The sequence below is a fragment of the Streptomyces sp. NPDC048696 genome (assembly GCF_043198895.1).
Lineage (GTDB): Bacteria > Actinomycetota > Actinomycetes > Streptomycetales > Streptomycetaceae > Streptomyces.
This window is the reverse complement of the sequence record NZ_JBICVJ010000002.1, coordinates 513,747-526,013: the sequence shown is the minus strand read 5'-3', so window position 1 is coordinate 526,013 and position 12,267 is coordinate 513,747. Positions and strand designations below refer to the sequence as shown.

General features: G+C 66.1%; 8 protein-coding genes. 4 read left to right on the top strand and 4 right to left on the bottom strand.

Going from position 1 to position 12,267, the window contains the following annotated elements:
• Positions 1-695: 695 nt before the first annotated feature.
• Positions 696-2,105 (bottom strand): terminase large subunit domain-containing protein, encoded by a 1,410-nt coding sequence (locus ACGFRG_RS05465; protein ID WP_393261545.1) that lies wholly within the window; start codon positions 2,103-2,105, stop codon positions 696-698.
• Positions 2,106-2,217: 112 nt separating this feature from the next.
• Positions 2,218-2,769 carry a hypothetical protein gene (locus ACGFRG_RS05460; protein ID WP_393261543.1) on the bottom strand — a complete coding sequence of 184 codons (552 nt, stop codon included), beginning with the start codon at positions 2,767-2,769 and terminating at the stop codon, positions 2,218-2,220.
• Positions 2,770-3,344: 575 nt separating this feature from the next.
• Between ACGFRG_RS05460 and ACGFRG_RS05455 the strand changes: the two genes are divergently transcribed.
• From ACGFRG_RS05455 to ACGFRG_RS05440, 4 genes are all read left to right on the top strand, one after another.
• Entirely contained in the window at positions 3,345-7,751 is a 4,407-nt protein-coding gene (locus ACGFRG_RS05455) for an RICIN domain-containing protein (protein ID WP_393261541.1), read from the top strand.
• 68 nt (positions 7,752-7,819) lie between these two features.
• A complete protein-coding gene (locus ACGFRG_RS05450) occupies positions 7,820-8,272 on the top strand; it encodes a hypothetical protein (RefSeq protein ID WP_393261538.1) in 453 nt (150 codons plus the stop codon).
• Positions 8,273-8,497: 225 nt separating this feature from the next.
• Positions 8,498-8,917, top strand: a complete 420-nt coding sequence (locus ACGFRG_RS05445; RefSeq protein WP_393261535.1) for a hypothetical protein — start codon at positions 8,498-8,500, stop codon at positions 8,915-8,917.
• A gap of 120 nt (positions 8,918-9,037) precedes the next feature.
• Entirely contained in the window at positions 9,038-10,111 is a 1,074-nt protein-coding gene (locus ACGFRG_RS05440) for a hypothetical protein (protein ID WP_393261532.1), read from the top strand.
• Between the two features lie 498 nt (positions 10,112-10,609).
• On the opposite strand, the gene ACGFRG_RS05435 is transcribed toward ACGFRG_RS05440, so the two are convergent.
• Both ACGFRG_RS05435 and ACGFRG_RS05430 read right to left on the bottom strand, forming a co-directional pair.
• Positions 10,610-11,116 (bottom strand): hypothetical protein, encoded by a 507-nt coding sequence (locus ACGFRG_RS05435; protein ID WP_393261530.1) that lies wholly within the window; start codon positions 11,114-11,116, stop codon positions 10,610-10,612.
• Between the two features lie 47 nt (positions 11,117-11,163).
• On the bottom strand, positions 11,164-12,255 hold the full coding sequence (locus ACGFRG_RS05430; RefSeq protein ID WP_393261528.1) for a hypothetical protein: 1,092 nt from the start codon (positions 12,253-12,255) through the stop codon (positions 11,164-11,166).
• Positions 12,256-12,267 lie beyond the last annotated feature (12 nt).

Genomic DNA, 12,267 nt, shown 5'->3' with positions numbered 1-12,267 from the left:
CTGGTAGGCACGCATCTGTGCCGGTGAAAGGGACGCGAGGCGCTAGCCGCCTAGCGCAGTCGATCCCCCTGCTCGGGGGGATCGCAACCCTGCTTCGAATCGGCTTCGAAGCGTGGGCTGAACTGCGCAAGTAGCAGCCAGCGCCCCGTGAGTGAGGTGGGTCAGGGGTTGAGTCTTGCAGAACGACCCCTGGCCTGCCGCCTCCCTCTTGTGACATCACTAATGTACCCGCAGAGGGGGCGGTGAAGTACAGCGAAGTCACCACCTACTAGTGACTAGTAGGTGGGTAGCGAAGCTGTACCACGTAAGAGCTCGTAACAGGATCATGGTCTGTGCTTGTTGTGCCACTACCGTCGACATGAGGCCACAATGTGAAGATCCACAACTACGGCTGGACTATTAAGCAATACCTGCATGTCCCCTCTCCGTAGGCTCGGAGCCGGTTCACCGACCGCTCGGCGGACGGTGAATCAGGGCCCCAAGGGCAGTACCTCACACGAGGTACTGCCCTTGGGGCCTGTTGCGCCGCCGCTTCCTGGCCGCCGCCGGTCTTACGCGAGCAGTACACCGCAGACGAATCGAGAGGTAGACCACCCCCCAACGTTGAGGTGTGCCCGATTAATTAATCTTTAGGCAGAAATGCCATAAATACATGGTTCCGCCTTGATTGTTCACCCTGCCAAAGAAGGATCGTTTCAGCGCCGTCCCGTCAAACGGCTGTCGCTGTACGCCGTGGAGCCCACAGCTGCCTGCCGGGGGTCGGCGAGCTCCGTCAATGCGTGGACCGCCGCGTCCATGCGGTCGGGCGAGTCCATGCCGGCGACCCACGTGACCATCTGCTGCTCCAGCACCGACCATTCGCCGACGTGGTGGACGCGGCCCTGTTCGTAGAGTTGGGCGACGGGCTCGGCGCGCAGGCGTTTGCCGTGCTTGGCGGTGACGGAGAGCACGGCGGGCATCAGCATGCTCTCGGTGCGGTGCTCACGTTCGAGTTCCTGCCATGCCTGGTGGAGGATCTGGCGGGACATGTCGCCGCCGTAGTTCGCTTCGACCACGATGGCGTCGGCCCGCAACTCTATGGCGAGTAGGCACGTTTCCCGACCCCAGGCGTCCGCGCCGCGGTTGCCCGAGCGGTCCTCCAGAACGTAGAGGTGCCCGTCGCGGTCGCGGGCAGCGGCCACGATCCCGGTTTCGTCGCCCACCGCTGATTCGCCGCCCGCCGGGTCGACGGCGACCACGATCCGGGCCAGGTCGATACCACGGAAGCGGGCCGCGCTGAAGCGATTCTGTGTGATCCACGCCCACTGCCACACGCCGCCTTCCTGCGGGCGGGGCTGCTGCTGATAGAGGCTCCACCAGACGCGCTCGCCCACAGAGCGGCGGATCTCAGCGAGGGCGGTGCTGTCGTAGCGGTGGGGCCACAGCGGCGCGCCGACTTCGCGACCCAGGGCGTCGTCGGCAAGAGCGAGAGCCGGGAGGTCGATGACGGTCCAGCGGTCGCGTTCGTCCGCGAGGATGCGCCCGGCCAGGTCGTCTTCGTCCCAGCGTGTCTGGATGAGGATGACCGAGCCGCCCGGCTCGATGCGGGTAAGCAAGACGGCCTGCCACCATTCCCACAGGCGCTTGCGCATGGTGGGCGAGGACGCCTCCTGGGCATCCTTGATCGGGTCGTCCACCACGGCCAGGTGGGCGCCCTTGCCGGTGAGTCCGCCGCCGACACCGGCCATCACCGCCCCGCCCTCGGTGCCGACCAGGTCGAAGCGGTTCGCCGCACTGGAGCCCGCGCGCAGGCCGATGCCCAGCTGTGGACTGTAGGTATGGATGGCGTCCCTAATCCACCGGCCGTGATCGTCGGCCAGGTCGGAGGAGTAGGACGCGATCATCACCCGGTGTTCAGGGCGGCGCCGCAGATACCACAGTGGCCCCCACCGGGCGGCACGTCGGCTCTTGCCGTGCCGGGGCGGCATCGTCAACAGCAGCCGGGTGGGGTGCCCGGATGCGACGCGCTCGAACGCCGCATCGATCTTCGCCAGGTGCGCAGCTTGCACTTCCCGGCCGTCGGTGAGCACGGCGGCCATCGCGCCGGGGGAGCGGTCGAGTGCCATTTCGCGTTCGATCTGGACCAGTTGGGCCCGCAGGCTTGGTGTGGATGCTGCGGCTATCTCCCGGCGCTGGGGCGCGGGAAGCGCCCGGTACAGCTGAAGGACCGCAGCCTCGTCAGCCCTCCTCATTCCCGCCGACCGGACTGCCCGCCAGCGAGATCAGCCGCTCAAGCTCCTCCAGGCCCGTTGTCTCGACCTGCACCGCCGCACCGTTCGGCCCAGACACCTCGGTCCGCGCTGGCCGGTCCAGTCCGAGGAGGCGGCTGCTGCGCTCGATGATGCGGACCGCCCGGTCAACGGCCTGGTAATCGCCGGAGCGGATCGCGGCGCGGTAAACCGTGAAGAACAGTCGCTCCAGTCTCTCCACCATGAGCTGGCGCAGTTCGTCCGCGCTGGAGTCGAGTGTGGTGGTGCGCTCGTTGAGGGCTTTGGAGACGTCCTTGCAGGCGAGTTCGATCAGCCGCTTGTCTGTGGGGGGTTCCAGGTCCTGCCGGTACAGGTCGATGCCGTAGCCCTGGGGGTAGGCGACGCCGTCCGAGTTGATTGCTGGATCGGCAGCCAGCTTGCGTCCGATGGTCAGCCAGTCAACTCCCGCTAGCTTCAGGTCGATCGCGTCGGCACGGCGCTGCGTGATGGCGGCCCGCGCTGCCCGGTCGGGGCGGCCCATGAACGGCTCCCTGGGCCCCGCGCCTTCCTCTCATGATCCTGTAGCGGAAGCAGCGCGTGCTTCTTACTGTCGTGGCGTGTGGTGCCCTCGCACGCTCACACAGCTCGGTGCCGTACGTGGGCGATTATGAGACGACGTGCGCAATTCGCGGCCGTGGGCAATCGGACAGATCTGACCCCAACGGATCTTGGGACTTCCTGCATCCACTTCACAGGAACATCACAGGTCTCCCGTGGGGCGTGGGGGAACTGCGTGCCGTGGTGCGGTCGAACGGCCAGTCATGGTTTCGGTCAATCGACCCGGGCCACAAAATCAAACACCTGTGCCATGTCGTTGGGTTGTGCCTACGGTTGCGCGCATGCACGAAGGGGTCTGACCGGCTCCGCCGTGTGAGTGCATCCAGCAGCGGCCGGGGGAACAGCTGTCGCCCGTGGGGGTGAGGTGTGCCCTGGGTCGCTTCGACCTCGGGATGAAAGGCGTCTCTGTTGCGTTCGAGATCACCAAACCCTCTCTTACCCAAACCGGGGCGGTCGGGGCTGACTGCCCGGATCATCCTTCTGCTGACCGCCGTCGCGATGATCGTCGGCCTCGCGGTGAGGCCCGACCTTGCGGGGACTTCAGGCCGGGATGACATGGGCCTGGTCGGCGATTCCTACGACGGCTACGACACGAAGACCGCTGAACAGCTGCGCGAGGACCAGTGCGTGGCAGCTGATGCCCTGCGCAAGGGCGGGCCCAGCATGTATGCCCTGGCGCAGGACGCGATCGGGTTGCCGCCCGATCAGCTCCACCAGAAGGTCTACCGGGACCTTCTCAACGACAAGACCCCCCTGCACCAGGCCCACAACGCGGACAGCGACAGCACCGACCAGTGGTTGAAGAAGGTCAGCGACCAGGAGCAGGCATGGGTCAGTGCCGTCAGTGGCCTGGACTACCCGCACCCGCCGCGCGGGGGTGGCAAGATCTTCGACCAGGTCGGGCTGCTTCCGTGGCTGTACCAGTCATACGCGTTGGACGTGCTCAACCCGTTCTACGACTCGTCGCCGACCGCTGACGACAAGACGAAGGCCGCCGCGCTGGCGATCGGCGACCCGCTGTATACCGCTGGAGGCGCGCCGCAGGAGCAGCAGGCGTGGGCGCTGTGGAAGAAGAACTCCGGGAAGGTCGAAGAAAACCAGTGGTTCGTCCCCCGGGTGTTCACCGACGACGCCCGGATCTTCCTGTCCTCCGGCGGCTTCCCCACCACGGCGCCGGCTCCGGACACCCCCGAGTTCCGCATCGCGGTCGAGGACTTCAAGGCCCGCTTCGCCACGTGCGCCTGGCACGACCCGATCGACCCGAATCGGGCTCTGGGCAAGGAGGTTGCCCAGGCGTCTTCCGAGTGGCAGCAGGAGATCGCCTCGCAGGCAGCGCAGCGCCAGCAGATCCTCGGCGCGAGCTCGACTGCGGCGAAGGCGTTGCAGGACGGCACGTTCGCCCTGGGCAAGCTGCTTGGCCAGTCGTGGGTTGCGGACTACTCCACCCGCTGGCTGGACTACTCCACCGAGGGTGGCCTCGGCTGGATCGGCGACGCCTCCAACGTGATCAAGGTGGTCGCCGCTGGCGGCAAGTGCCTGGACGTCGCGGGAGGAGGGAAGGACAACGGCACTCCCGTCCAGATCTGGAACTGCAACAATGGCCTGGCACAGGACTGGCGGCTGGAGCCGGACGACTCGGGCTTGCACTTGAGGAACGTCGGCTCGGGCAAGTGCCTGGACGTCGACCATGCCAACAGCGCGGACGGCACGAAGATCCAGATCTGGAACTGCAACCAGGCCCCGGCCCAGACGTGGGAAGCCGACATCCGCGCTACCACGAGCCTGAAGAACACGGGAACGGGCAAGTGCCTGGACCTGCGCACCTTCACCAACAGCCAGGACGCCTTCCTCTACCCGTGCAACGGCACGGACGGGCAGAAGTTCAAGGTCGCCCCCAAGGGCCACACCGGTCCCGTCCCGTCCAAGGCCAACGTGGACAAGGCCAAGGCGAACATCACCGGCGCGCAGACGGAGGCGAAGAAACAGCTCGACGCCATCCGGGCCCAGTTGGAGACGGCCAAGAAGGCCGCCGCCACCTCCGCCACGGCGCAGCAGGCCGCCTACGCGGTCGCCGACCAGAACGGAGCCCCTCGGGGCCGGGGGCTGATCGTCGGGCAGCAGAAGGACCAGGTCACCCAGGGCACAGTCGCCGCGCTGGAGGCGATGGTCAAGGCCGGGGAGACCGCGGAGGCCGCCACCCGAGCCTCGGCGGCCGACAGCGACACCATCACCCAGCGGGCCCTCGCGCAGGCGGCGCAGGTGCGGGCCGGGTTCCGCAAGAAGGCCGCCGAGACGGCCGAGTTGCAGGCCCAGGCCGCCCGCGATGCCGCGAAGCTGCACCGCGACAACGCCAAGACGGACGCGGAGACCGCCAAGGCGAAACTCGCTGATGCGGTCAAGGCCGAGGGCGAGGCGAAGGCCGCCGCAGCCGACGCGCACGCCAAGCGGCTCGCGGCAGAGGCCCAGGAGCAGACGGCGAAGGCGGAGAAGGAAACCGCCGCCGCCAAGCAGGCCGAAGCCGATCAGCACAAGCAGAACGCCCAGGCGGAAGCCGGTAAGGCGAAGGACGCGAAGGACCGGGCCGAAGCCGCTGAGCAGACCGCCAAGAGCAAGCGCGACGACGCGGTCAAGGCCCGCGACAAGGCCGTGGCCCTGCGGAGCGACGCCTACAACGCCGAGCAGAAGGCCGACGCGGCCCGCGTCAAGGCCGACGCCAAAGAAGCCTACGCACAATCCCTGGACGCCGGTGACGCTGCCGATGCCGCCCGCAAGGCGGCCGATGAGGCCGCCGCAGGGGCGAACGATGCCAAGGCAGCGGCCGGACGGGCCCGTTCCGAGGCTGATGCCGCGACCCAGGCGGCGGCGGATGCTGATGCTGCGGCCACGCGGGCGGAGGCCGCGGCCAAGCGGGCCCGGGCCGACGCGGATGCGGCGCAGGCCGCAAAGCTGAAGGCCGACGCGGCCGTCAAGACGGCCACCAGCGCCACCGCGGACGCCATCGAGGCCGCCCAGCACGCGGCCACCGAAGCCGCAGCCGGGGTCAAGCAGGCCAACGTGGCCACAGCGCAGGCGAAGAGCGCCAAGGCCAACGCCGACGCCGCCATGAAGGAGGCCCTGACCGCGCTCGCCGCTGCGGCGAAGGCGGCGGGTTATGCCCATGTCACCGCGCAGGCGGCGGCTGACGCCACGGCGGCGGCGCGGCAGGTAGCCAAGCCGGCCAACGACGCCGTCCAGCTCGGCAGCCCGTATGCGGACACCGACAGCACGGCCTCCCTGGTGGTGCTGACGGGGCAGGCGTCGCGGACGATCGCCGAGCAGCAGCAGGCCGTCGCCCAGGCCCATGCCGACAACGCCAAGACCGAGGCTGAGGCGGCCAAGGACATCGCCAACCAGGCCCAGGGCGATATGAAGGAGGCATACCTCCACGCCGCGAACGCGGCAGCGTACGCGGCAGAAGCCCGGGGGTATGCGAAGGAAGCCCTCGGCTACTCAGCACAGGCCGCCGGGTACGCGGCCGAGGCCGCCAAGTCCCTGGCCCGCACGATCGAATACGACCGGCAGGCCACCGAGGACGCGGCAGCCGCCGACAAGGCAGCCAGCCGAGCCGAAGGTTACGCCAAGGACGCCCGCGCCTCCGCCGACCAGGCCGCCCTCGACGCGGCAGCAGCACAACAGGCCGCAGCCCAGGCCGAGCAGTCCGCCAAGGACGCGGTCGCGGCAGCCGAGCGTGCCAACACCGCCGCCACCGAAGCCGAACAGGCCGCCAAGGACGCCGCCCAGGCCGCCAAGGACACCCAGGACGCGGCCCAGCGAGCCGAGACGAAGGAGAAGAACACCCAGATCTCGACCGGTGCCGGCAGCATCGGCGGCGTCTTCTTCAAGACCAAGGTCGAACCCGTCGGTGAACCGGAAAACGTCAAGAAGGACAACTGCAACGTCATCATCCACACCGGCGACTGCGTCATCACCGCGACGATCACCTCGAAGGTGTCCGTCGACCTGTACCTGTGCACCAACCCGGACATCCCCGACGCTCAGTCAGGATGCCTGCCCTCCGACACGCTGTTCCTCGCCAGCCAGGAGCTGAAGCAGCCCCAGACCCAAGAGGTCACCTACACAATCAGCCAGCAGGACTTCAACCGCGCCGTCGCCAAGGGATTCATCAAGGCGCTCACCGAGGACTTCACCGGCTGCTGGGACAAGTTCACCGGCGGCGGCGGAAGCTGGGGCAACTGCGGCTGGGCAGCCTTCGACATCACCACCCTCGTCTTCGGCGACATCGCCGTCAAGGCCATCTCCGACGGCGTCAAGTCTCTCGACGCCGCCTTCCGCACCGGCATCGGTATCGAAGACGCCTGGAAGGGCTTGCGTACCGCCGGCCTTACCGAAGTGGCTCTCGAAGGGGTCGGCGCGAAGTACCTCGAGGGCTGGTACAAGGTCTGTACCGGGAAGAAGCCCCTCCGTACGGCGGTCGCGGGCGGTATTGATCGCTGCGAGGGAGAGATTCCCTACCTCAGCAGCGAACTCAGCCGCATGGCATACAAGGGGAGAGTCGGAGCTGGATTCACCTCCGGCCGGAACGTCGCAGTTGCAAGGGTACCGGGGTGGAATGATCCCAAGACCGGCGATCTCGTGGTTGGTTTCAGCAAGGGCGACGGTTTCCACTCGGAGAACCACATCCTGCAGCAGCTGGCCGCCAGAGGGTTCAAGCCAACGCAGATCACCGAGCTGTACAGCGAGCGCAGGCCCTGCCCAGCATGCAAGTCCCTGCTGGACGATAGCCTCACGCCCGGAACTCCCATCTCATGGTCCGTCCCCGACGGGATCGGTTCAGCAGACCTCCTCTACAAGCTGATCAAGGCGGTCGGGGGAAGAGCCCTTTCCCGGTCCGCTGAGCAGCAGTAGGAACGTGTTCGATGTGGCGGGCGTCCTTGCGATGCCCGCCACACCGCATCAGGGGAAGAAGAAACGCTATGTCCGATTTTGGCTTTATCCGCGCATCTGATGATGTTCTCGCCGCCCGAGGCGAACTGGCCAGCCAGGTGATCCGTGCGCTTCAGCGTGCCGGTCTGCCAGCCTTCCGTGAAGAGGAAGCGGGCACAGAGGATCAATCCGGCGCAGTGGTCTACCTTCAACCCGACGCGGAGACGGCCTCGGCCTCTGTATCCGTGGGCTGGAGGTGTGATCCTGGCATGGTCCAGGCTGCTGTCGAAAGTCTCACCTCCAATCCTGATGCGCCGGTGGTTCGATATCCCGGGACAATCGGCCTCCACATGCAGAGCGCACTGATCAAGATCCTCTTGTCGGCGGGAATTATCGCAACGCTTGAGAACGACAGCATGAATCCGGAACATGTCCTAGTATTCGGGATGATGTCCGACCTGCCACCTGCATTGAGGCCCACGTTCGTTCCACCGGGAACGTAGTTTCGATTCTCCTGGACCGCAGGGGTGAACATGCCGATCCGCTGGGACGTTGCCGAGAACGAGGCATACCTCGCGATGAAGAAGCTGTTTGTTGATGAGAACATCACCTGGATCGCCCTCGTGCACACGTCACCCGCAGGCTGAGAAGGACCGGGGTCCGGCACCCGTCCCCACGGATGGGTGCCGGACCCTGAGACATCCGGCACCCTGGCAACCAACGAAGGCGTGATCAACATCAACTTCGATGGCATGACGCCCGAAGACCTCGGAATCAAGCACGTCACCGCGGAGGTGGCCGAGGCGCAGTCCAGACTTGCTGGCCAGGTGTGCGATGAGCTGCGAAAGGCCGGTCTGCCGGCCCGCCTGGGCACAATCGACGACCCATCACCAGGAGCAAAGATCGACGTCGAGCTCCTTGAGGACCATCCGGCAGCAGCGTCCGTCTACTGGAAATGTGACCCGTCCGTACACAGCGCGTACGACGCGAGCCGTCCGGACGGGGGCCCTGCCTTCCAGTACTTCATAAAGGCGGCAGATCATGTGCAGACCGCAGTGACGGGGATTCTGCGCTCAGCCGGGTTCACCGTGGAACGGGACGACATGGACCCGCTCGCCCTGTGGATCTTGCCTACCCCCCTTGCGTAACCCGTTCGTCTGCGGGGCCCTGCCGAGATTCTGGCTTCGGCAGGGCCCCGCATCCACGAGGCGGTCGGTGAGCCTACGGGCCGAGTCTTCTCGCTGCCAACGACCGACTCAGGAGGACTTTTGACGTACATAGCCCCCCAGGTTCGGGCCAACGCTGAGAAGAACGGCATTCCGCACGCTCCCGAAGAAGTCATCGCCGAGTGGCACGTGCTGGCGGACGCGGTATGCGGAGAACTGCAGCACGCAGGGCTCCCCGCTTACGTGGAACACCGCAACGCCCCGAGCGAGAGGCAGGTCGGCGCGTGCGTTTCCGTCGACACGATGGACGGTCCCGCGGGCGGTGTCTACGTGGGTTGGAATCCCGGAGAATCGCTGACTGAGGCCGTCCTGGGATTCATGGAGCCGGATCGGCTCGATCTGCGGGAGCCGGTGATCGAGCACAGTGCGCGGATCAGTTCGCTCATGGACGCGGCGATCAACAGCGTGCTGGTACTTGCCGGTTTCCGAACGCGTGACGCGATCGAGGTCAACGACCTGGCCTCGGGAATCCATGTCGCGGGCCGGCAGCCGAGACAGTGGTTCATCGCGTACATCCTCACGGAGGGCGTACTCGGTCTCATCGCCGCCATCCGCTCCTGCGACCCAAGCGACGACGATCGTGGTGCACGGGCCGGTATCAGCGCGGAGGCAAAGGCTCGGCTCACCGACCGGGGCATCCGGATCGTGCAGGACGGCCTGCACAGTCTGGCGGACGATGACCGGCAGGAACTCGCGCGCGTGTTCCGCAGGCTCGCCGGGGCGATGCACAGTCAGGACATGGCCTGCCGGGGCTTCTGGGCGGCAGACCGGTCACCGCTGGAGCTGGCCGATGAACTCTGCCCGCTCCCAGACAAACCGCTAGCCACGGCCGGTTCGTCAACGACCCCAACCCAGGTTCTCGCAGCCGCGTACCTCGCTCTGCTCGGCAGCATCGATCTCGCCGACGAGGACACCATCGACGACGATGACGCCGCTACGATCACCAGTACTTGGACGGAGACCTTGCTGAGGCGGCTGGACCAGGCACCCGCCGAGGACCGGCAGGAGTTGATCCGCCTCTTCCGGCAGGCTGCCCGCGAAGAGACCGACCCCGCCCACAAGGTGTTCGCTCCCGGTTTCGCGGAGACCATCGCTTTGACCGAGGAAGGCGACTGAGTGGCGACCCCCTGATCAGACAGTTGGCACCGGTCGCCAGGCGCGCTCCGTTGGCTTCCATCCACCGGACGACGTCCACGACCTGGTCGGCGAATGTCTTGGCCGGCTCGTGGACGGCACGGGCATACGGGGCGATCACTCCCCTGCCTGGCGCACAACGAAGTGGAAAGTCAAACGGATGGGCGCCGGACTCTTCGGATGGCTCCCACTCCACCCGACGAATCGAATGTTCCTCGAATGGCACGTCCAGCTTTTCAGGATGCCATAACGGGAGCGCCCGCAATTGAGGGCACCCGAAAGACTGTCCCTGAAAGTTAAGCTCCAGGAACGACTTCATTCCCCTGAGCATCTTCACCTCCGGTGAAGCGTCCATTATTCGCCAGGTCGTCAGTGTGTCAACCTGGTGTACTGGCGACCTGCGACGCGCCTGGAGTCATACATTGCTTTGTTGAATGAGGAACGGCCCGCAGGTGTGCGGGCCGTTCCTCATTCATTCAGTCAGTTCAGGGGGAGCTGTCCGAAAACTCCTCTGAGCGTGGTGCCGCGGGGGCGATTGCCCCGAACATCTGGAACGCCTTCGTTCTTGAGGTGGTGGGCGAATTGCCAGTTGCGACAGGTGCGAAATTCCCGGTCGTGGGCGTGCGGGTGTGTGGCGTCGATGCAGTCCTCGCTGAAGGAGATGGGACGCAGGCCGCTGATCTCGACGGTGAGGTCCTGTACGCCGAGTTCCTCGGTGTGTCCGGGGGCCGCCTCAAGCGCGAGGTGGGGGTTCTCCTCCCATCGGTACGGATGAATGGTGACCCCGCACAGGTACCACGCCAGTGTGTGCGGCGACGAGGTAAGCGTCACCTCGATGTCTGTGGCCTCGGGGCTGACATGCCGGTCGTAGGCGCCGTGGAGGCTGCGGGCGCAGTGGCGACTGAGATCGATACCCGTGACATTCTTCAGCCAAAGATATCGATATTGTCGCCGCCCTTGCCGGATTCGAATCTTTGGATCGTTCATTTCCCCTCCGTCTACCTGTACGAATACCCCCTAATTATATCCATTTGCTACCGCTGGTTCGAGTTTCCGTCGCGTGTTCGGCATTCCTTCATGAGGGTATCCATGAGTGCCTTGTGGCGATTGTGTCGGTAGCCGTTCGGGTATTCCATGTTGAATTCGGTGTCGAGCGCGAGGCGCCGCTGCTCAGGGGGCAGCGGCAGCGGGTTGCGGCACTTCGCCATGAGGGAGCCGCCTGACTTGCCGACGAGCTGGACCTCCCCGAAGTACCGCGAAAGCAGGTTGTGGAGGGACTTTGGGGTGTGGAACCGCTGCATCGTCCACACGCCCGTCCGGAAGGTGGCGGAGAAGCCGTTCTCGTCGAGGAATTCCAGGTTGCGGCGGTAGCGGTTGTTGCGGGACTTGCTTCCCCCGGCGCGCCGCGTGACCGAGTCCAGGGACCTGGTGCCGGTGTAGAACGTCCCCGTCTTGCTGAGCAGCGAACTGCAGGCCGCGACGACGTGCTGTTCGAAGTCAAGCGAGGTGACGGAGTTGAGCACGCTGTCGAGGACCACCACGTCGTACAGGCCGTTCGCCTGGACGTCCCGCTGGAGGTCACGGATGTGGGACACGGTCGCGGCCACGTCGAGGGCATTCTGCTTCCCCGTGGCTTTGACGTGCGGCTCGTACCAATGGGCATCCCAACCCGCCATCTTCAAGGACTGGATGTAGGCGAGTTCACCGGCCCCGAAGTCCACGATCCGCTGCCCCCGGCTCAGCTCGGGGATGACGTGCTGCTCGTAGACCGCGGACTTGTTGGACCTGCTCTCGTTCCCGCCGAGGCGGTGCATCTGGCACCAGTGTTGGTTGTACGCCTTGATCCCGAGCGCGGTGTAGTCGTAGACGCCGTAGTCCCCCTCCAGCCACTGCATCAGTTCGTCGGCCTCCTGGACGGAGACGCGGTAGCACAGCAGAGGCTTGCGGAGATCGGTGGCGACGACGGCGTAGTCCTGGTTGAGGATCACCCGACCGTTGTGATCCGCGACGATCGAGCCCCACTCGCCGTAGCGGACCACCAGCCGGGTGATCTCCTCCCGCACGGTCGCGTTGCCGCGCGAGACAACGGTGACGTCCGCGGGATCGAGGTGCTGCCAGCCGTGCACGCTGTCATCGGC

What these genes read in the sequence shown, in the direction of transcription:
- ACGFRG_RS05465 (WP_393261545.1), bottom strand. Translation starts at nt 2,105, where the DNA reads ATGGCACTCGACCGCTCCCCCGGCGCGATGGCCGCCGTGCTCACCGAC.
- ACGFRG_RS05455 (WP_393261541.1), top strand. Translation starts at nt 3,345, where the DNA reads ATGATCGTCGGCCTCGCGGTGAGGCCCGACCTTGCGGGGACTTCAGGC.
- ACGFRG_RS05435 (WP_393261530.1), bottom strand. Translation starts at nt 11,116, where the DNA reads ATGAACGATCCAAAGATTCGAATCCGGCAAGGGCGGCGACAATATCGA.
- ACGFRG_RS05460 (WP_393261543.1), bottom strand. Translation starts at nt 2,769, where the DNA reads ATGGGCCGCCCCGACCGGGCAGCGCGGGCCGCCATCACGCAGCGCCGT.
- ACGFRG_RS05450 (WP_393261538.1), top strand. Translation starts at nt 7,820, where the DNA reads ATGTCCGATTTTGGCTTTATCCGCGCATCTGATGATGTTCTCGCCGCC.